Source organism: Plantactinospora sp. CA-290183 (assembly GCF_050936375.1).
Classification (GTDB): Bacteria; Actinomycetota; Actinomycetes; order Mycobacteriales; family Micromonosporaceae; genus Plantactinospora.
Genome location: NZ_JBNJMX010000010.1, coordinates 1 through 18,826, shown reverse-complemented (window position 1 = coordinate 18,826; position 18,826 = coordinate 1). Strand labels below are relative to the sequence as shown.

Here is an 18,826-nt window from a genome sequence, read left to right as displayed (position 1 = left end):
GCGGATGCGGTCGCACCTGTCCTGCTCCTGCCGGCTACCCCACGCCGGTGTCGTCGGCCAGCGGGGAGCAACCGGCGTACGGGTCGGGCAGCTGTCGCCAGGCGTCGAAGCCGTCGGCGACCTCCGCGTCGGTGAGCAGACAGCCGGTCAGCAGGTCGGTGACGGCCGTCGGGTCGAAACGCAGGCCGATGAAGGCCAGCACGGTGCGGCGGTCGCCGTAGTAGGTATCCCAGGACAGGTCGGCGGTCATCCGGCGGTAGTCGCTGGCCTCGACCCACCGTCCTCCGGGGAGGGCGACCAGCCAGTAGCCGAGGCTGCCCATGCTCACCCCGCCGCCGGCGGACTCGAACCCGGCCACCCCGTCCGGCTGGCTGGCCAGCCACAACTGTCCCCGGCCGTGTCCGGCCCGGCGGGATCAGCGTGCACGACACACAGGCGTGCACGAGTTCGACGGCAACGTCCTCGGGTACGCCGACGGCGGTGCGCACCGTGCGAACTCACCCCACCATCTTGTTGGGAATGGTTTTCGTTGTAAAGTCCCTGCCATGTCCACCGTCTGTGACGTCACCGGCGCCAAGCCCAGCTTCGGCAACACCGTGTCCCACTCCCACCGCCGCACCCGCCGTCGCTGGAACCCCAACCTGCAGCGCCGCCGCTTCCGACTGGCCGACGGCCGCACCGTCCGGCTCACCCTCAGCACCACCGCAATCAAGATCATCGACCGGGACGGCATCGACGCCGTCGTCGCCCGGCCGCGCGCCCGGGGAGCGAAGATCTGATGGCCAGGCACACCGACGTCCGCCCCGTGATCAAACTGCGCAGCACCGCCGGCACCGGCTACACCTACGTCACCCGCAAGAACCGCCGCAACGACCCCGACCGGCTCACGCTGCGCAAGTACGACCCCGTCGTCCGCCGGCACGTCGACTTCCGGGAGGAGCGCTGATGGCCCGCCGTGCTCTCACCGGACGCGACCAGCGCCGCGCCGTCCTCGTCGCCCGGCACACCGAGCGGCGCACCGCGCTCAGAAAACTGATCTCCGACCCCCGCACCGCGTCCGGCGCCCGCGCCGAGGCCCTCCACCGGCTCGCCGCCCTCCCCCGCGACTCCAGCCCGGTCCGGCGCCGCAACCGGGATCTCGTCGACGGCCGCCCGCGCGGATTCCTGCGCCGATTCGGCCTGTCCCGGGTCCGCTTCCGCGGCATGGCACTGCGCGGCGAACTCCCCGGCGTCCGCAAGGCCTCCCGGTAGCCACTCCCCCTTGCCACCGGACACCCCTCCCTCGTCGAGACAGGCACGCGCTCCTCCAGCCCGGGCGGACGTGGGCTCACCTGCTCGCGACCGCCGGGAAGCACGGGAGCGTGCGGCGAAGCCGCGCCGGGGGACCAGGGTGCCCGGGGTGCCCATGGGACGGCATCGCCCGTCGTGCTAGCTTCCAGATGAAGACGAAAACCGATTTCATGTAGGAGGACTGATTCTGTCGTGGCGGGGCATCCATTCCGGACCGGGCACCTCGACGGCGTACCCTCCGGCGGCGTCCGCGCACCGGAGGAACCGGCACAACCGGCCCCCGGCCGGTTGCCGTACGGTCTCGTCCTGCCCGTCGCCCTGATCCTGGGAGCCCTGCTGCTCTCCGTGCCCGTGGTGATCGGTCTCGGCACGGCGGTGGTGCCCCCCACGGACACGGTCCGATATCTGTGGGCAGGACTCACGGGTGGCACCATCACCGCCGACGAGGTGACGCGCTACCAGATCATCTGGCATATCCGTACTCCGCGGGTCCTGCTCGCGGCGTGTGTCGGTGCCGGCCTGGGCGTGGTCGGGGTCGCGGTGCAGTCCCTGGTCCGCAACGCGTTGGCCGACCCGTTCGTGCTCGGTGTCTCATCGGGCGCGTCGGTCGGGGCGGTCGCGGTGACCGTGTCGGGTGGGTTCGCCGCCGCCGGCGTGTACGCGGTCTCGGCGGGTGCGTTCATGGGCGCGCTCGTTGCCGCGGCGTTGGTTTTCGCCGCCGCCCACAGCAGGGCAGGGCTCACCCCCCTGCGGCTGGTACTGACCGGCGTGGTGATGTCCTTCGGCTTCCAGTCCGTCATGGCAATGATCATTTACTTCTCGCCGGACAGCGAGGCGACCAGCACGCTGCTGTTCTGGTCGATGGGCGGCTTCGGTGCGGCCACCTGGGGGGCACTGCCGGCCGTCGCGGTCGCGGTGATCGCCGGAACGGTCCTGTTGTACCGCAGAAGCCGCACGCTCGACGTGATGACGTTCGGGGACGAGACGGCAGCCAGCCTCGGCGTCGACACCACCCGGACCCGCACCGGCCTCTTCGTCCTGACCTCCCTGGTCACCGGCACGATGGTCGCGGTCAGTGGGGCCATCGCCTTCGTGGGTCTGGTGCTGCCGCACCTGGTCCGCATCGTGGTGGGCGCGACCCACGCCCGGGTGCTCACCGTCACGCCGCTCGCCGGGGCGTTGTTCATGGTCTGGGTCGACCTGCTGTCGCGGACGGTGGTCGCCCCCCGGGAGCTTCCGGTAGGTGTGATCACGGCCCTGGTGGGGGTGCCGGTGTTCGTCGCGCTGATGCGCCGTCGCGGCTACCTGTTCGGGGGCCGGTGACCATGGACCTCCAGTTGGACGGCATCACCGTGGCGATCGACGGCCACCTGCTCGTCCGCGAGCTGTCCCTGGACGTGGGGCGGGGAGAGACGGTGGGGCTGGTCGGACCGAACGGCTCCGGCAAGTCCACCGCGCTGCGCTGCGTCTATCGGACACTCAAGCCGACCCGGGGCGTCGTGCGCATCGGCGGCGACGACCTCGGCGCACTCCCGCTGCGGCGCACCGCCCGGTCCGTCGCGGCGCTGACCCAGGACGGCGGCGGCGACCTCGACTTCACCGTCGCGGAGGTCGTCGCCATGGGCCGCACCCCGCACCTGCGCGGCAACCGGGCACTCGACCAGCGGGAGCGGGAGTTGTGCGAGCGCGTCATGGCGCGACTCGGCATCGCCCATCTCGCCGACCGCGGCGTACTCAGCCTCTCCGGCGGTGAGCGGCAGCGCGTACTGGTGGCCCGCGCGCTCGTGCAGGAGCCGGAGATCCTGGTCCTGGACGAACCGACCAATCACCTGGATGTCCGCCACCAGATCGAACTGCTCTCGCTGCTCAAGGGCTCCCCCCTGACGGTTCTGGTGGTCCTGCACGACCTGAACCTCGCCGCGGCGACCTGTGACCGGATCGGCGTACTCCGCGGTGGGGAACTCGTCGCGGCCGGCACGCCGGAGGAGGTCCTGACCGTGGACCTCGTCCGGAACGTCTTCGGGGTGGCGGTCACCGTCGTCACGCACCCGCTGACCGGTGACCCGCAACTGCTGTACTCCCTCGCACCTCCACCCTCTCGAAAGTGAACATGACATGACGACGAACCCTCAGCCCCGTTCCACACCGATGCGCGGCACACTCACCTGCCTGGCGGCCGTCCTGCTGCTGTCCGGTTGCGGCGCCACCGTCGAGGAGGCCGACAACCGCGCCCGGAAGGTCACGGTGCAGCGGTGCGGCGAGGACATCGAGTACACCACCCCACGAAGGGCCGTCGTCTACGAGGCAGGCAGCGCCGACAAGATGTTCGTGCTCGGCCTCGGCGACCACGTCCACGGGTACGTCATGCCACCCGCCAACCCGCCGGTGAGCGAGTCACCCTGGGCACAGGAGTACGCCAGGGTGAAGTTCCTCAGCGACGACCTGCTCAACCGGGAACTGGTCGTGGACGCGGAGGCCGACTTCGTGGTCGCCGGCTGGGGGTCCGGGTTCAGCGACAAGCGGGGAATCACCCCGGAGATCCTCGACGGGCTCGGCATCCAGAGCTTCATGCACACCGAGTCCTGCTTCAACTATCCGGGCTTCCCCCAGCGCACCACCCCGTTCGAGGGCCTCTACACCGACCTCGACCGGCTCGGTCGGATCTTCGGGGCCGAGGAGCGGGCCGGCCAGGTCGTCCAGGGCTTCCGGCAGCGCGTCGACGCGGTGAAGGCACAGGTGGGGACCGAGCGGCCGCCGGTCTTCCTGTATGACTCCGGCACCGATCAGCCGTTCACCGCCGGGCGGCAGGTGCCACCGAACGACATCATCTCCCTCGCCGGGGGGCGGAACGTCTTCGAGCGGCTCGACGCCCGCTGGACGCAGGTGAGCTGGGAGGCCGTCGTCCAGGGACGCCCGGAGGTGATCATAATCCTCGACTACGGCGACAAGCCCGCCCAGGAGAAAATCAACTTCCTGAAGACCCTCCCCGCCACGAAGAATCTCCCCGCCGTGGTCAACAACCGATTCTTCGTCCTCGACTACAACGAGGGAATCAGCGGACCGCGCAACATCGACGGCCTGGAGAAGTTCGCCGCGTACCTGCGCGGCCTGCGACCCTGATCACCGGTGACGAACACGCACCCGTTCCCGCCGACCACGACCCGCTCGATCTCGCCGCCCCCGGCGTTGCTGCGGGACCCCACGTTCCTGCGCCTGTGGTCGGGTACCACGGCATCCGGGCTGGCCACCTGGGCGCTGCCGTTCATCCTCGGACTGGCGGTCCTCGACGGCGGTCTCGGTCCGGTCGGTCTCGGCGTCGTGCTCGCTGCCCGCACCGCCGGTTTCCTGGCCGCCGTGCCGGTCGGCGGGGTACTCGCCGACCGGCACTCCCGGCGGGCCGTGGTGTTCTGGTCCGGCCTGGTCGCCGCGACGGCGACCCCGGTGATCGCCGCCGGCTTCGGCCGGTCTGTTCCGCTGATGGCCCTGGCCGCGATGCTGGTGGGAGCCGGCCAGGGCGCATGCCGGCCGTCGTTCCAGGCACTCACCGCGGAGGTCGTCGATCCCGGTCGCCGCCAGCGGGCGAACGCGGCGATCACCCTCGCGGTACGGGTCACCACCATGGTCGCCCCCGCCCTGACGGCCCTGCTCGCGGTGGTCGCGTCGGCCCCGGCGCTGCTGCTCGGCACCGCGGCCCTCTGGCTGGTGGCCGCACTCGTACCGCCGGCCGGTGGACGGCGCCCGGCGGCCACCGGGCCACCCCTGCGGTTCTTCGCCGAGTTCGCCGACGGTGTCCGGGAAGCCCGCCGGCACCCCTGGTTCATGACTGGCCTGGCCGCGCTCACCGCGGTCATCGCCACCGGGTACTCCGCCACCGGTGTCGTGCTCCCGCTGGTCAGTCGAGACCGCTACGGCACGGAGGTGGTGCTCGCCGCGGCCACCACCGCCTACACCGCGGGCGCCCTGGGTGGTGCGCTGCTGATCGGTCGGTGGCGGCCCCGCAACCAGGGCTGGTCCGCCCTGGTCGGCCTCGCCTGCTACGGCTTCGCGCCGCTGAGTCTGCTGTTTCCGGTCCACCCGTCGGCGATCGTCGCCGCCTACCTGGCCGCCGGAGTCGGAATCGAACTGTTCAACGTGCCGTGGTTCACCGCTACCCAACGCGAGGTGGACCCGCGCCTGTTGGCCCGGGTGTCGTCGCTGGACTTCCTGCTGTCCTACGGTCTGGCCCCGGCGGGTCTCGCGCTGATCGCCCCGGCCATCGGGGCCTTCGGTGCTTCCGCCGTGCTCGCCGTCTGCGCGGGTGTCTGTTTCGTGGCTCCGGTTGCCGCCGCCTTCGCACCTGGGGCACGCGCCTTCACGGGCGGGTCAGCAGGCCGCGTTCGAGCGCCAGGACCACCGCGTGGGTACGGTCGCTGACGTCGAGGTTGGGTTGCTGCCACCGGTCATGGCGTCCGCGTCGCCCCGGGGGCGTTGACCGTCTACACCACACCGGACAGGTACTCCCTCCGTCGCTGGGGGTCGAACTTCTCGATCGCGTACCGCAGCATGACCCGTGGCATGGCCCGGTAATGGCGGGCCAGGAACTCCTCCTCCGCCGCTCTGTCGCGGTTGCCCACCTCGCGCAGCATCCAGCCCACTGCCTTGTGCACGAGGTCGTGTGGGTCGCGCAGGAGCCGTTCACCGAGCTGGAAGGTCCAATGGAAGTCGCCGGCCCTGATGAAGGCGAAGGTTGCCATGATGGCGATCCGCCGGTCCCACACCAGGCTCGACTCCGCCAACCGAGCCAGTACGCTGCGGTCCCTGTCGATCAGCCAGGGGCCGACGATGTACGGCGCGGACGAGTCCACCAGGTCCCAGTTGTTGATGCGGCCGGTGTTGGCCAGGACGATGTCGAAGATCCTGCCCCGTTCCTCCTCGTTCCCCCTGGCGAACTTCCGCACCAGAATGAGGAGCGACGTCAGCCTCTCCTCGTGCACGCCGCTCGTCAGCAACTCCACCGTTCCGGCCAGGGAGAGTTCGCGCCAGTACCGGCCGGCCACCCTGCGCTGCTCCGGCACGGACACGCCGATGGCTCGGTCGCCCTCGCCGTACCCGCCGGGAATCATCTGCAGAAACCGGCTCACTTTCTCCGCTCGGCGGGGATCGGCGAGGCTGGCGAGTTCATCACGGACGTCGGCAGTCGTGGCCATGACTGTGCAACCTACCCCGACCGCCGGCGCCTACGGGCTGCCGCTACGCCGGGGGTGAGCAGCCGATTCGACGACCGGGCGGCGCGTAACCAGTTGCCCTCGGGCTAAGGACTTGCGATGCTTCGCGGATGCCCTTCCTGCCGGCCACGGCCGCCGAAGACGTCATCGCTCAGCCCGTCCGGGCCCAGTTCGAGGCGTTCCTGGACGAGCACCGCGGGGCGCTGCACGACTGCCTGGATGGGCTGACCGAGGAACAGGCACGCCGGTCCCTGGTGCCCTCCCGAACCACGCTGCTCGGCCTGGTCAAGCACGCCACGTTCGTCGAGCGGGTCTGGTTCGACGAGGCCGTCACGGGCCGGCCGCGTACCGAGATCGGCATTCCGGCGACGCCGGACGAATCGTTCATCCTGCACGACGACGACACCATCGCCACCGTCCAGCACGCGTACCGTGAGACATGTGCGGCCTCCCGCCGGGCGACCTCGTCGCTCGGGCTGGATGACGTGCTCCCCGGGAACCGGCGCGGCCCGCTCCCGCTGCGCTGGGTGTACCTTCACACGCTGCGTGAACTCGCTCAGCATTGCGGGCACGCCGACATCCTGCGCGAGCAGTTGTTGCACCAGTAACGCGCCGATGACCGCAGCGCGCCACGGTCCGGACCCTCGGCGTCCCGAGGGACGTCCGGACGTACCGACGCACGTGCCGTCAGCGGGTGGCCGCGGCCAGGAAAAAGGGGATGGCGATCATCAGCCGGCCCGCGGCGGCACGTCCGTTCTGCTCCCTGATCCACGCCTCGGCCTGCTCGTCGCTGATGGCGCCGGTCCGGCGGGCGGCCTCTGCGTGTCCGGCGATCAGCGGCAGCGCTGTGGCGTCGGAGAATACGGCGGTGTGGACCTCGACCCCGACGTCGTGGAAGCCGGCATCGAGCAGCAGATTTCCATGGCTGCGGGCGATGCGGGGGTGGGGGATCGTGTCGGCGCGGGCGTGCACGATGCGGCGGGTCAGCTCGGGTCGGTCGGAGTCGATGACCACGGTGTCCCAGTCCTGGCCGAGCAGCACGATGCGGCCACCGGGAGCGAGGACCCGGCGGGCCTCGGCCAGCGCGACGGTCGGTTCGGGCAGCATGTGGTACACCTTGTCCGCCCGGTAACCGTGGACGTCCCCGTCGCGCAGCGGCAGGTCGGCGGCGTCGGCGGCGCGCACGTCGATGCCGGGGAACCGGCTGCGAGCGGCGGCCAGCATTGCCGGGTCGAGATCCGCACCGATGGCGCGGGCGCCGCGTTCGGCGAGTTCGGCTACCGCGCGGCCGGCGCCGCAGCCGACGTCGACCACCGTCGCATCCGGAGGCAGCCGGAGCAGCTGGTAGCTGCGCGCGCGTAGCGTGGCGGCGCCGGGCGTGGCTTCGGCCGCGTCGAGTGCTCGGATCAGCCTGTCGGTGTCGGTGTAGGCGGTGTGCGTCTCGGGCATGCGCCGAGTGTGCGACTTCAGGTAGACCTGAAGTCAACGCCGCATCTGCTGCGGTGAGACCCCGATGGTCGGGAGGACGCGCAGTGGAGTACTCGATCGGAGAACTGGCCGACCGCTTCGGGCTGGCCACCCACGTGTTGCGTCACTGGGAGGACGTGGGACTGCTGTCGCCGGCGCGACGGGTGGCGGGCCGACGGGTGTACGGCGCGGTCCACGTCACCCGGGTAGCGGAGATCCTGCTGGGTAAGGAAGCCGGATTCAGCCTGGCGGAGTTGCGAGAACTGTTCACCGCTCCGGACCGGGAGCGCCGACGGGAGCTGTTGCGTGCCCAGTTGGCACAGGTGCGGGAACGCATCGCCCGGCTCTCGCTGTCGCAGACGCTGCTGGAACACGGGCTGCGGTGCCGGCACCCGGACTACCAGTCGTGCCCGCAGTTCGAGGCGATGGTGCTCGCACGGCTGAACGGGGTGGTTCTGGCCGAGGCCCTGGACCACCCATGATGCCGGATTGAGCCTCAGCCGAGCTGTTCGGCCAGTCCGACGACGATGCCCTCGGGCCCTCGGACGTAGCAGAGCCGATAGCTCTCCTCGTAGCTGCCCCGGTACGGACGGCCGGGCCGGTGAACCGGTCCCGACCGTCCGCGTCCTGGCGGCTGGCGCGGCTACAGGTCGAGCGGCTCGACCCAGATGTTGCGGTACTGCACCGGGTTGCCGTGGTCCTGCAGCCGGATGGCGCCCGAGGCCGGACCCTCGGGCCGGCTGCCGCCGGTGGGGCCGAGGATCTCCACGTCGTCGTGCACGGTGACGCCGTTCCACACCACGGTGACGCGCGGGTTCTCGACCTTGTTGCCGGCCGCGTCGTAGCGGGCCTGCCGGTAGACGATGTCGTAGGTCTGCCAGCGCTGCGGCGGCAGCGCCGCGTTCACGTCGGGAGCCTTCTGGGTGTAGATGGCCGCGGCGTCGTTGGTCTGCGGCGGGTCGATCCCGAACGAGTCCAGCACCTGGATCTCGTATCGGTCCTGCAGGTAGACGCCGCTGTTGGCGCGCGCCTGACCCGTCACGTCCGGCGGGTACAGCGGCAGGTTGAACTCGACGTGCAGGCGGAAGTCGCCGAAGGCCTGCACCGTGCGCAGGTCCCCGTTGCGCACCGTCATGGCACCGTCGGCGATCGCCCACTCGGGTTCGCGTCCGTCGCTGTGCTGCCATTCGGTGAGCTCACGACCGTTGAACAACGTGATGCGCTTGCCGTGCGGCCGGACGGCGAGCACGTCGAGGTTCACGTTCCCGGAGTCCGCGGCCTCCTTGCGGTACTCGATCAGGTTTCGGCCCTTGCCCAGGCGCACGGTCGTGGTGACCGTGGCCCACTCCTGCCAGGTCACGGTGGAGGGGAACACCGTCTGCTCCACCCGCTTGCCGTTGACGTAGAGACTCAGCTGCTTCTCGCCGGAGTACGGGTTCGGACCGTTGCTGTAGCGCATTGCCAGGTCGTACTTCCCGCTCTCCCGGACGTCGACGGCGATCCTGGTCGACGAGCCGTCCTCGGCGAACCCGGCGGCGAACCCGGCACCGGAGTAGCCGGCGTGGTCGGTCGCCATGCCGACGCCGACCGTCCGGCCCTCCTCGGCCTCGAAGAACGTCTGCGGCTGCACCACGCGACCCGGCATCTCGTTGAGCGTGTACCAGGCCTCAGTGTTCCACAGCTCCTCGCCGTCGGCGGAGGTGAACGGGCGGGGTGAGCGCACGTGCACCACCCGGTTCTCCTTCAGGCCCGGGATGGTGAGCGTGACGGTACGGCCGTCCCGCGACAGCGCGGCCCCGGTGACGTCGAGCGTCTCCAGCTCGAGCTTGGGCCCGCCGTACTGGCTCGTCGCCCCGTAGCGCCACTGCGTCACCTGGTAGGCGTCGGCGAGCTCCTGCGCGGTCTCGGCCGACAGCGGTTCGGTGTACTCCAGCTCGAACCCGAGACGCGACGCGCGCATCTGCTTGACCTCGAACACCGAGCTGCCGTTGGGCGTGAGCTTCTGCAGGCCGTAGGTGAGCTTGCCCTCCTGACCCCAGTTGCCGCCGGCGCCCAGCCCACCCACGTAGAGTGCGCCGTCGGGGCCGAGGGCCACCTCGTTGACGCCGGCCTCCAGGCCCTGGGTGTGCCGGAATACCGCGCCCTGGTACTGGCCCTCGATCTTCTCGAGGAACACCCGCTGCAGACCGCCGTAGGTCACGTCGCCAACGACCAACTGCCCCTTGTACGGCCCCTGCTTCAGCAGCACCGGGGTGGACGGTGAGTTGGCGATCTCGTTCTGCGGAAGCCAGGCGACCGGACGCGTCACCGGCTTGTCGTCGAACGGGCCCGCCGGGGTGGTGTAGTGGTTGTAGAACGCTCCCGGCTTGATCTCAACCAGCTTGGACGCGGGGAGCCAGCCTCCCTGGTTGTCGGTGACGAAGACCTCCCCGCGCGGGCCCCACCCGATCCCGTTGGGGGTGCGTAGCCCGCCGGCGACGTACGTGATCTTCCCGGTCCTGGCGTTCACCTTGATCGAGGTACCGCGGTTCGGCGCGGGCTGGGGCACCGTGGTGGCGCCACCCAGGTCGATGGCGACCGACAGGTTGAGGTAGAAGTACCCGTCCCGATAGAGCAGGCCGAACGCGAACTCGTGGAAGTTGCCGCCCCACGGCCAGGTCGCGACCGTCCGGCGGTCGTCCGCGGCGCCGTCGCCGTCGGTGTCGCGCAGGGCCGTCAGCTCGTGCTTCTGGCTCACGTACACGGTGCCGTCGACCACGGCGACGCCCTGGGGTTCGCGCAGCCCGTCCGCGAACTTGCGGTAGGTCACCTGCTCGGGGCCGGTCTGCCCGGTGGCGCCCTCGACCAGGTAGACCTCGCCGGTCGCGTTGTCGGTGCCGCCCCAGGTCGAGATCACCAGGTCGCCGTCGGGCATGAAGGCCATGCCGGTGACCTGCGGCTGCACTCCCTCGGGACGCAGGTCGGTGAGGCTGTAGCCGGGGTGCACCCGGTCGAGGGGCAGGCCGTCGCCGGCGGAGTCGGTGGCGCCCTCGCAGTACTTCCAGCCGGGCGCCGTGACGCGTACGACGCCCGCGTCGGTGCTCAGCGCGGAGGTCGGCACCAGCTCGAAGTCGTCGGCGTCCGGGGTACGCCACTCGAGCCGCAACAGCTGGCCGCCGCCGTTGTCGAAGAACTCGACGGACAACGGGTGCGGGCCGGCGCTCAACGCGACCGACCCTTCCTTGGCGGTCTCGCCGTGCAGACCGTCGTGGTCGACGACACGCTGGTCGCCGATGGTCAGCCGCGACCCGTCGTCGCTGGTGAGTCGGAACGTGTACGTGCCGTCGACGGGCGCGACGAGGTTGGCGATGACGTGGCTGATGAACCGGTCGGAGAGGCCGAACTCGTCCGTGGTGGTCCAGTTGATCTGCGGCATGAGCTTGTCGACGTTCGGCGTCTGTGCGGGCTTGAGGGTGCACAGCGCCGACAGCGGGGCGCCCATCTCGTACGAGCGCAGGGTGACGCCGGGTTCCTGTGGCGGAACGTCGGCGGCGACGGGCGCGGCCGTGGCCGGGGTGACGGGGGCGGCGACGGCGAGCAGGGCCAGCGCGGTACCCGCGGCCGCGAGCGCGGCTCGACGGCGCAGGTGCGGTCGGTTCGGTGCGGTCACGGTTCCTCCGATCCCGGCCGGGAGCAGTCGTGCGACTTTCTCCTCATTGGCCGGTAGTACGACCTCGCAACACAAAAGTTTGATCTTCGACACTACCACTTTGTATCGATCTAGCGAAACTTTTGGATGCGCGAGTAAAAGTCGCCCTCGGCCGTCGGTCGGGAGCGGGTGCACCTGTCCTGTTACCCGAGGTTGCCGCACCGACGCTGATGGTCGCGAGGTCTCCGGTACTCCAGGTTCTTCTCGATCGAAGAACCCGCTACCGGAGACCTCGCGGCCTACACTTCACGGCACAATCAGGTCAGCCGACGGGCTCGGCCACGATGAGCTGGAACTTCTCGAAGGTCAGCTTCACGGTGTTGCGGGTGGCGTCGACGGTGCCGAGGGAGGTGCCGTTGAACGGGTCGGTCAGGCGGTACCTGCCCCGGCCCAGACCGCGCAGCTCGACCGTCCCGTTCCACTGGTCGGCGTAGAAGGCGTAGTGCAGGGCCCCGCCCTTGGTCACGACGTGCGCCTCGGGCTTGTCGAACCCGATGTCGTACAGCTCGCCCCGGTACTCGCCGGTGGGCAGCATGTTCTCGTTGTACAGGCTCACCCATTTGCGCCAGAGAACATCCTTCTCCGGGGTGAGCACCACTTCGTCGTCCGGGCCCGTCGGGTAGGCGAACTTGGTCGACAGGACGGCTCCCACGCCGTAGCTGGACGCGAAGTCGTCGCCGCCGTCGCTCAGTTCGACATGGTCGCCGGCGTAACTGGCGCCCTGACCCATCAGCGCCTTCATCGTCTTGCCCTTGCTCCGGACCTGGTAGGACGAGGTGGGGTCCGAGCCCGGGTACTGGTCGGTGTAGGGCAGGTTGTGGAAGGCGAAGGCGGTGCCGCAGGGGCAGAGCTCGATGACCGCGTTGCGGTTCGCCTCGTGCGCGGCCTCGTGCACCGCCTTCCAGAACTGCGCCAGGCCCTCGGTCGATTCTTCGGGGCGGGCGTGCCCGTGCGCCGGGTTGTAGCAGGGGGTGACGCCGTTGAGGTGCTGGCCGTCGATCTTGAGCCCTTCATAGCCCCAGTCGCCGATGAACCTCTTCACCTGCCGGACGAAGTAGTCCACAGTGGGCTGGTACGCCGGGCACAGCGTGTAGGCGTCCCACCAGGTCACCTCCTGCTTGTTGCCGTCGCGGTCCAGCAGGAGCATGTCCGGGCGTGCCTTGAACAGGTTGCTCTCCGGATCCGCCGCCAGCGGGGCCCACCACAGACGCGGCCGCAGGCCGGCGTCCCGGATCTGCTTGGTGAAGGCCCGCATGTCCGCCTCGCCCCGCGGGAACTTCTGCGGGTGGAGGTCCCAGTCGCCCTCGTTGGTCTGCCAGCCGTCGTCGAGCACAGCCCACTTGAGGCCGACCTCACGCACCTTGGGAAGCGTGCCGATGACCTGCTCGACGGTGAAGTCGCGCTCGTACCCCCAGGCGCACCAGATGGGTTCGAACGCCGACTTCGGCACCTTGGGCGCGCGCAGGCCGACGTCGCTCAGGTAGTCGCGATAGCGCTGGAGCGGCACGAAGTGGTCGCCCCGGTGGGCCGTCAGGAACGTGATGTCGGTGGTCAGCTGCTGGCCCGGCTTCAGGGTGCGGGGGGTGTCGCCCTCGACGGCGATGCTCGCTCCGTTGGCCGTCTTGCGAACCGGGAGGCGCAGGATCCTCGCCACGGGTTCGACGTGTCCGACGGCCAGGCCCGCGTCGCGACGCCAGACGGACGCCATCGGCGTGCCGCCGCCGTAGTCGGAGGAGTCCATCCCCAGCGAGTTCTTCTGGTCGAACCCGTCCGTCACCGGCTGCACCCAGTCGCGACGGTTCTCATAGGTGGTACCCGAGAAGGTGTAGAAGCCGCCGGACTTCTCCAGGAGTTCGTGCGCACCGTTGCGCCACCCGGTGACCTTCAGCGCGGCACCGGACATGTTGGTGTAGGTCACCTTCATCACGATCATCCCGGTCAGGCGCTGGAAGGAGGTCAGCTCCACCGTCTTCCGCACGCCGTTCTTGGCGTCGCCCCGGACGGTCACCTGGACGCCCGCGCCGTGCCGGGGATGCCTGGTGCGGCGGGTCTCGTGTCCGCGATAGGTGAACTCGTCGATCGTCGTACCGCCCACCAGCAGCGTTTCGCTGGCATCGAAGCGCGTGACGTTGACGTCCTTCAAGGCCACCCGGCTGCGCAGCTTGTCGTCGAACTCCACCGTGATGGAGGTGTCGCCGACGCCGACGACATCGGGACCACGGTGCGGTGCGGCGGCTGCGGGCGTGGCGCCCACACCCGCGGTCACAGCAGGGAAGGCGGCCAGGCCGGCGCCCCCCAGTGCCACCTTCAGTACGCTCCGCCGCTTCATGTCGGCCATCTCAAACTCCCCTTCGGGCTCGTTGCGCGGGCTCTGACGAACCAGGCCGCGCCGTTTGCTCGTCGCTGTGGATCATCAAGATCGAGTCACCTCGAACGTGCCGCCACGTTCTGCGGCGTCGAGGACGAGGGCACGGAAATCCGACGGCCACCTGCCCGGGTAGCCGTCGAGCTGGTCGACCTGGTTCGACGTCGCGTCCAACAGCAGCAGGCGCCGTCGTCGAAGGACTGCGTCACCGCCGCCTCGGTCACCAGCGGACGCATGGAGCAGACCACAGGGATGCCAACCGCCGACCCGGCACGCTGGCGCCGCCAAGATCGAGTAGAAGCTCATTCATCGAGCACTCCCCGTTCACTGCGGGCTGGTCTGCTCGACGAACGTAAGTGGTATGCTGTTGGCCTGTCAATGGTCGGCTGCCGGTAACTTCTGGTTAGGTCAGTGTGGCCCGCCGAGGCGGCGGGCCGCCTGCGGGCGACTGACCCACTGATCAATCGAACCGGTATGGTTGGCTGGTATGACTGTTGCGAGGACGCGGATGCCCCGTGCCCTGTTCGCCGACGACGCGCTCCCGCTCTACGAGCGCACCGCCGCGCAGCTGCTCGCCGACCTGCGCGGCACCGCCGCCCTCGTCGGCGACCGGCTGCCCTCCGAGCGGGCACTGGCGACCCGGTACGCCGTTTCCCGCGTCACGCTGCGGGCCGCCCTCGCCGAACTGGAGTCCCGAGGCATCGTCCGACCGGCGTCGTCGCGCGGGTGGTTCGTCGCCGACCTCGACCAGTCCCCCAACCCGGCGGTGGCGTCTACCCCGGCAGCCACCCAGGTGCAGGGCCTCGCCGACTTCGCCCGCGTCAACGGCCTGACGCCGAGCAGCCGGGTTCTCTCCGCCACGGTCCGCCCGGCGACGGTGTCCGAGGCCGAAGACCTCCGCATCGCCCCCGGCGCCGACCTCTTCGAACTCCACCGGCTGCGCTTCCTCGACAACCTGCTGGTCGCGCTCGAGCACAACCGGCTCCCGTTGGCGGCCTGCCCGGCCCTGGCCGGGACGGACTTCAACACCGCCTCGCTGTACGCCACCCTGCGCGCCGCCGACCCGCCGCAGCTGCCGCGCGTCGCCGACTACTCGTGCGAAGCCCGCCACCCGACGCCGCGGGAGATCGAGCTGTTCGGGATCGGCGACACCATGCCGATGCTCGTCGCGACCACCCTGACCTTCAACCAGGCGGACCGCCCGATCGAGCTGACGGTCCAGGTCTACCGGGGGGACCGCTACCGCTTCCGGGCGTCCATCACCAATCGGCCCTGATCAACAACATTCTTCCCGGCACCGCCCAACGCGGTGTCCGGCGATCACCGACCCACCGCGTGTGTGCACAACCACCGGCCGGTCGCGGCTGGCGGTGGTGGGGATCCTGCGTCCGCCGAGGTATACCAGATTACATACCAGCTAGACAGTAGCCGGCCACCTGGAATACCAGTAGGGTCCATTACCAGCTTCGGAACGGCGAGAGGAACCGCCCCGTGAGTAACCCGCTCGACACCGTCGTCGCCCTGCACAAACAGGGGGAACCGGTCGGCATCACGTCGATCTGCTCCGCCCATCCCCTGGTCCTGCAGGCCGCGATGGCCCAGGCCCGGGAAGACGGCGACCTGGTGTTGATCGAGGCGACCTCGAACCAGGTCGACCAGACCGGCGGCTATACCGGTATGCGACCGGCAGACTTCCGCGATCTTGTGTACCAGGCCGCCGACCGGGCCGGACTGCCTCGGGAGCGGGTCGTACTCGGCGGCGACCACCTGGGCCCGAACCGCTGGCGTTCGTTGCCGGCGGAGCAGGCCATGGCGCACACCGACGTGCTCGTGGCGGCGTACGTCGAGGCCGGCTTCACCAAGATCCACCTCGACTGCAGCTACCCCTGCGCGGACGACCAGACGCCGTTGACCGACGAGGTGATGGCCGCCCGCGCCGCCCGCATGCTCGCGGTCGCCGAGAAGACCGCCGCCGAGCTCGGGCGGGCCGGGGAACTCCGGTACGTCATCGGCACCGAGGTCCCGGTTCCCGGCGGCGCCGAGGAGACGATCGAGGAACTTCTCCCCACCACCGCCGAGTCGGCCCGCAGCACCCTGGCCCGGCACCGGGCGGCCTTCGCCGGGCAGGGCCTCGAGCACGTGTGGCCGCAGGTCATCGCCCTGGTCGTGCAGCCGGGCGTCGAGTTCGACCACCTCCGGGTGGTGGACTACGACCGGGACCGTACCAAGGACCTGCAGCGGGTCCTGGACGACGAGCCGACGATGGTCTTCGAGGCCCACTCCACCGACTACCAGACCATTCCGCGCCTCGCCGCCCTGGTCGAGGATCACTGGGCGGTGCTCAAGGTCGGGCCCGGCCTGACCTTCGCGCTGCGGGAGGCCCTGTTCGCGCTGGCCGCGATCGAGGCCGAGGTCGTTGCGGAGCAGGCCCGCTCGCGCCTGCCGGAGGTGGTCGAGCAGCGGATGTGCGCCGAGCCCGGGCACTGGGCGAAGTACTACACCGGTGACGCCGCCGAGCAGCGCCTGGCCCGGCGGTACAGCTACAGCGACCGGATGCGCTACTACTGGCCGGACCCGGAGATCCAGGCCGCCGAGCGGCGCCTGCTGACCAACCTGACCGACCGGAACATCCCGCTGCCGCTGCTCAGCCAGTACCTGCCCGACCAGTACCAGCGGGTCCGCGCCGGCACCCTCGGCAACGACCCCGTCGAACTCGTCCTCGATCGCGTCCGCGACGTCCTGCGCGGCTACCGCGACGCGGTCACCCCGTCCCGACAGCGGAAGGCAGCATGAGCACCGTCCTCGGCCACGACCCTGACTACCTGCGCCGGCGCGGTGCCGTCGACACCAGCCGCGAGATCGCCCAGCAGCCGGCCGTGTGGCGCCAGATCGGCCGCCTCGCGGCGGAGTCGGGTGCGGCGACCGCCGCGTTCCTGAAGCCGCTGCTCGACCGGCCCGACCTGCGCATCGTCCTCACCGGCGCGGGCACCTCCGCGTACGTCGGCGAGGTGCTGGCGCCGTCGCTGCGCCGGCGGCTGGGCCGCCGGGTCGATGCCGTCGCCACCACCGACATCGTGGCCGACCCGCTGGCCTGCTTCGCCGAGGATGTCCCGACGCTGCTGGTGTCGTTCGCCCGCTCCGGTGACAGCCCGGAGAGCGTCACCGCCGCCGAGTTGGCCACCGAGGTGCTGACCGACTGCTGGCACCTGGTGGTGACCTGCAACGAGCAGGGCCGGCTCGCCGGCCAGCACGCCGACCGGTCCACCTCGCAGGTCGTGCTGCTGCCCGCGGCGGCCAACGACCGGGGCTTCGCGATGACGTCCAGCTTCACCGGCATGCTGCTGGCCGGCCTGCTGGCCCTGGGCGGCCCCGACGATCTCCTGGTGGAGCGGCTCGCCACCGCGGCCGAGCAGCTCCTGGCCACCCGGCCGGCCGCAGCGGCGGACCTCGCCGCCCGCGGTCACTCCCGGATCGTCTACCTCGGCAGCGGCAGCCTGCACGGCGTGGCCCGGGAATCCGCCCTGAAGGTCCTGGAGCTGACCGCCGGCCGCGTGGTGGCCCTGGCCGAGTCCGCGCTGGCCTTCCGGCACGGACCGAAATCCGTGCTCGACGACCAGACCCTGGTCGTCAGCTACGCGTCCAACGACCCCTACACCAGCCAGTACGACCGCGACATGGTGGCCGAGCTGCTGCGCGTCATCCCGGAGCGGAACCTCGTCACCGTCACCGGCCACGCCGGGCAGCCGGCCGGGGACAACGCCTGGACGCTGACCGGCATCGAGGACGTGGACGACGCCGCGCTGGCGCTGCCCGCCGTGATCTGCGCGCAGCTGATCGGCCTGCAATTCTCCCTGGCGCTCGGGCTCACACCCGACAATCCCTTCCCCGGCGGTGAGGTCAACCGGGTCGTCCAGGGCGCGATCATGCACCCCCTGTCCGCCAGCCTGCGGGCAGGCGGACAACAGGTCCAGACCAGGGCCGCCCCGGCCCGGACGGGCGACAGAGCTGACGTCAGCAGTGACGCCAGGCGGAGGTGAGACACATGTTCCTCGGCGTGGACGGCGGCGGCACCAAGACCGCCTTCTGCCTACTGAGGGCGGACGGCTCGATCGTGGCCCAGGCCACGGCCGCGAGCAGTTACTACTTCAGTGAGGGCATCGACCTGGTGACCCGGGTCCTCAAGGAAGGCATCGGCACCGTCTGCGCGACGGCCGGCATCACCCCGGCCGACATCGGCTTCGCCTTCTTCGGGATCCCGACCTACGGCGAGGTCAGCGGCGACATCGCGGCCCTCGACGCGGCGCCCCGGGAGGTTCTCGGCCACGACCGGTACCGGGTCGACAACGACATGCTCTGCGGCTGGTCCGGCTCGCTGGGCGCCGCGGACGGCATCAACGTGATCAGCGGCACCGGGTCGATGACCTACGGTGAACGTGCCGGTCTCGGCCTGCGCGTCGGCGGCTGGAGCGAACTGTTCGGCGACGAGGGCTCGGCGTACTGGATCGCCATCCGCGGCCTCCAGGCGTTCTCCCGGATGAGCGACGGTCGACAGCCGGCCGGTCCGCTCCTGGGCGTCCTGCGTGACCACCTGGAGCTGTCCGCGGACCTGGATCTGATCGACGTCGTGGTGAACCGGTGGCACGGCGACCGCGGCAGGATCGCGCTGCTCAGCCCACTGGTCGCCCGCGCCGCCAACCAGGGCGACGAGGCGGCCGCGACGATCCTCGCCGAGGCCGGGCGGGAACTCGCCCACCTGGTGGAGACCACCCGTACCCGCCTCGGCTACCCCGACGACGAGCAGGTGCTGGTCTC

At 70.4% G+C, this 18,826-nt stretch carries 18 protein-coding genes and 1 pseudogene; 13 read left to right on the top strand and 6 right to left on the bottom strand.

Annotated elements, in window-relative coordinates:
- Positions 1-34: 34 nt before the first annotated feature.
- Positions 35-394: pseudogene (locus ACQEUR_RS17205) on the bottom strand (GTP-binding protein); the annotation flags it as partial.
- A gap of 151 nt (positions 395-545) precedes the next feature.
- Here ACQEUR_RS17205 and rpmB point away from each other — a divergent pair.
- The 7 genes from rpmB to ACQEUR_RS17170 all read left to right on the top strand — a co-directional run bounded on the left by rpmB (position 546) and on the right by ACQEUR_RS17170 (position 5,703).
- Positions 546-779 (top strand): 50S ribosomal protein L28, encoded by a 234-nt coding sequence (gene rpmB, locus ACQEUR_RS17200; RefSeq protein ID WP_433031792.1) that lies wholly within the window; start codon positions 546-548, stop codon positions 777-779.
- Entirely contained in the window at positions 779-946 is a 168-nt protein-coding gene (rpmG, locus tag ACQEUR_RS17195; protein ID WP_433031789.1) for a 50S ribosomal protein L33, read from the top strand. Before rpmB ends, rpmG begins: the two co-directional genes overlap by 1 nt.
- Positions 946-1,251, top strand: a complete 306-nt coding sequence (rpsN, locus tag ACQEUR_RS17190; RefSeq protein ID WP_433031786.1) for a 30S ribosomal protein S14 — start codon at positions 946-948, stop codon at positions 1,249-1,251. Before rpmG ends, rpsN begins: the two co-directional genes overlap by 1 nt.
- Positions 1,252-1,482: 231 nt before the next feature.
- Positions 1,483-2,613 carry a FecCD family ABC transporter permease gene (locus ACQEUR_RS17185; protein ID WP_433031783.1) on the top strand — a complete coding sequence of 377 codons (1,131 nt, stop codon included), beginning with the start codon at positions 1,483-1,485 and terminating at the stop codon, positions 2,611-2,613.
- Positions 2,614-2,615: 2 nt separating this feature from the next.
- Complete coding sequence (locus ACQEUR_RS17180) at positions 2,616-3,398, top strand: ABC transporter ATP-binding protein (protein ID WP_433031968.1); 783 nt, start codon at positions 2,616-2,618, stop codon at positions 3,396-3,398.
- Between the two features lie 7 nt (positions 3,399-3,405).
- Positions 3,406-4,410, top strand: coding sequence for an ABC transporter substrate-binding protein (locus tag ACQEUR_RS17175; protein ID WP_433031780.1), 1,005 nt, complete (start codon positions 3,406-3,408; stop codon positions 4,408-4,410).
- Between the two features lie 6 nt (positions 4,411-4,416).
- Positions 4,417-5,703, top strand: a complete 1,287-nt coding sequence (locus ACQEUR_RS17170; protein WP_433031777.1) for an MFS transporter — start codon at positions 4,417-4,419, stop codon at positions 5,701-5,703.
- Positions 5,704-5,765: 62 nt separating this feature from the next.
- Here ACQEUR_RS17170 and ACQEUR_RS17165 read toward each other — a convergent pair whose 3' ends face one another.
- Entirely contained in the window at positions 5,766-6,476 is a 711-nt protein-coding gene (locus ACQEUR_RS17165; protein ID WP_433031774.1) for a DNA alkylation repair protein, read from the bottom strand.
- A gap of 128 nt (positions 6,477-6,604) precedes the next feature.
- On the opposite strand from ACQEUR_RS17165, the gene ACQEUR_RS17160 reads away from it, so the two are divergent.
- Entirely contained in the window at positions 6,605-7,102 is a 498-nt protein-coding gene (locus tag ACQEUR_RS17160; protein WP_433031771.1) for a DinB family protein, read from the top strand.
- A gap of 79 nt (positions 7,103-7,181) precedes the next feature.
- Here the strand turns inward: ACQEUR_RS17160 and ACQEUR_RS17155 are convergent, their stop codons facing one another.
- Positions 7,182-7,943, bottom strand: a complete 762-nt coding sequence (locus ACQEUR_RS17155) for a methyltransferase domain-containing protein (protein ID WP_433031768.1) — start codon at positions 7,941-7,943, stop codon at positions 7,182-7,184.
- 83 nt (positions 7,944-8,026) lie between these two features.
- Between ACQEUR_RS17155 and ACQEUR_RS17150 the strand changes: the two genes are divergently transcribed.
- The gene (locus tag ACQEUR_RS17150) at positions 8,027-8,443 is read left to right on the top strand and encodes a MerR family transcriptional regulator (RefSeq protein ID WP_433031765.1); all 417 of its coding nucleotides are present in this window, start codon (positions 8,027-8,029) and stop codon (positions 8,441-8,443) included.
- 161 nt (positions 8,444-8,604) lie between these two features.
- On the opposite strand, the gene ACQEUR_RS17145 is transcribed toward ACQEUR_RS17150, so the two are convergent.
- The 3 genes from ACQEUR_RS17145 to ACQEUR_RS17135 all read right to left on the bottom strand — a co-directional run bounded on the left by ACQEUR_RS17145 (position 8,605) and on the right by ACQEUR_RS17135 (position 14,320).
- A complete protein-coding gene (locus ACQEUR_RS17145) occupies positions 8,605-11,610 on the bottom strand; it encodes a family 16 glycoside hydrolase (protein ID WP_433031761.1) in 3,006 nt (1,001 codons plus the stop codon).
- A 301-nt stretch (positions 11,611-11,911) separates the two neighbouring features.
- Positions 11,912-13,987, bottom strand: a complete 2,076-nt coding sequence (locus ACQEUR_RS17140) for a glycoside hydrolase family 36 protein (RefSeq protein WP_433031758.1) — start codon at positions 13,985-13,987, stop codon at positions 11,912-11,914.
- A 75-nt stretch (positions 13,988-14,062) separates the two neighbouring features.
- Positions 14,063-14,320 (bottom strand): class II D-tagatose-bisphosphate aldolase non-catalytic subunit, encoded by a 258-nt coding sequence (locus tag ACQEUR_RS17135; RefSeq protein ID WP_433031755.1) that lies wholly within the window; start codon positions 14,318-14,320, stop codon positions 14,063-14,065.
- Positions 14,321-14,522: 202 nt separating this feature from the next.
- Between ACQEUR_RS17135 and ACQEUR_RS17130 the strand changes: the two genes are divergently transcribed.
- From ACQEUR_RS17130 to ACQEUR_RS17115, 4 genes are all read left to right on the top strand, one after another.
- Entirely contained in the window at positions 14,523-15,290 is a 768-nt protein-coding gene (locus ACQEUR_RS17130; protein WP_433031752.1) for a GntR family transcriptional regulator, read from the top strand.
- Between the two features lie 215 nt (positions 15,291-15,505).
- A complete protein-coding gene (locus ACQEUR_RS17125) occupies positions 15,506-16,807 on the top strand; it encodes a D-tagatose-bisphosphate aldolase, class II, non-catalytic subunit (protein WP_433031749.1) in 1,302 nt (433 codons plus the stop codon).
- Positions 16,804-18,051 carry an SIS domain-containing protein gene (locus ACQEUR_RS17120; protein ID WP_433031746.1) on the top strand — a complete coding sequence of 416 codons (1,248 nt, stop codon included), beginning with the start codon at positions 16,804-16,806 and terminating at the stop codon, positions 18,049-18,051. The genes ACQEUR_RS17125 and ACQEUR_RS17120 overlap by 4 nt, the downstream gene beginning before the upstream one ends.
- 5 nt (positions 18,052-18,056) lie before the next feature.
- A partial coding sequence (locus ACQEUR_RS17115) for an N-acetylglucosamine kinase (RefSeq protein ID WP_433031743.1) occupies positions 18,057-18,826 on the top strand: 770 nt, incomplete at its 3' end.

What these genes read in the sequence shown, in the direction of transcription:
- rpmB (WP_433031792.1), top strand. Translation starts at nt 546, where the DNA reads ATGTCCACCGTCTGTGACGTCACCGGCGCCAAGCCCAGCTTCGGCAAC.
- rpmG (WP_433031789.1), top strand. Translation starts at nt 779, where the DNA reads ATGGCCAGGCACACCGACGTCCGCCCCGTGATCAAACTGCGCAGCACC.
- rpsN (WP_433031786.1), top strand. Translation starts at nt 946, where the DNA reads ATGGCCCGCCGTGCTCTCACCGGACGCGACCAGCGCCGCGCCGTCCTC.
- ACQEUR_RS17180 (WP_433031968.1), top strand. Translation starts at nt 2,616, where the DNA reads ATGGACCTCCAGTTGGACGGCATCACCGTGGCGATCGACGGCCACCTG.
- ACQEUR_RS17175 (WP_433031780.1), top strand. Translation starts at nt 3,406, where the DNA reads ATGACGACGAACCCTCAGCCCCGTTCCACACCGATGCGCGGCACACTC.
- ACQEUR_RS17165 (WP_433031774.1), bottom strand. Translation starts at nt 6,476, where the DNA reads ATGGCCACGACTGCCGACGTCCGTGATGAACTCGCCAGCCTCGCCGAT.
- ACQEUR_RS17160 (WP_433031771.1), top strand. Translation starts at nt 6,605, where the DNA reads ATGCCCTTCCTGCCGGCCACGGCCGCCGAAGACGTCATCGCTCAGCCC.
- ACQEUR_RS17155 (WP_433031768.1), bottom strand. Translation starts at nt 7,943, where the DNA reads ATGCCCGAGACGCACACCGCCTACACCGACACCGACAGGCTGATCCGA.
- ACQEUR_RS17140 (WP_433031758.1), bottom strand. Translation starts at nt 13,987, where the DNA reads ATGGCCGACATGAAGCGGCGGAGCGTACTGAAGGTGGCACTGGGGGGC.
- ACQEUR_RS17135 (WP_433031755.1), bottom strand. Translation starts at nt 14,320, where the DNA reads ATGAGCTTCTACTCGATCTTGGCGGCGCCAGCGTGCCGGGTCGGCGGT.
- ACQEUR_RS17130 (WP_433031752.1), top strand. Translation starts at nt 14,523, where the DNA reads ATGCCCCGTGCCCTGTTCGCCGACGACGCGCTCCCGCTCTACGAGCGC.
- ACQEUR_RS17120 (WP_433031746.1), top strand. Translation starts at nt 16,804, where the DNA reads ATGAGCACCGTCCTCGGCCACGACCCTGACTACCTGCGCCGGCGCGGT.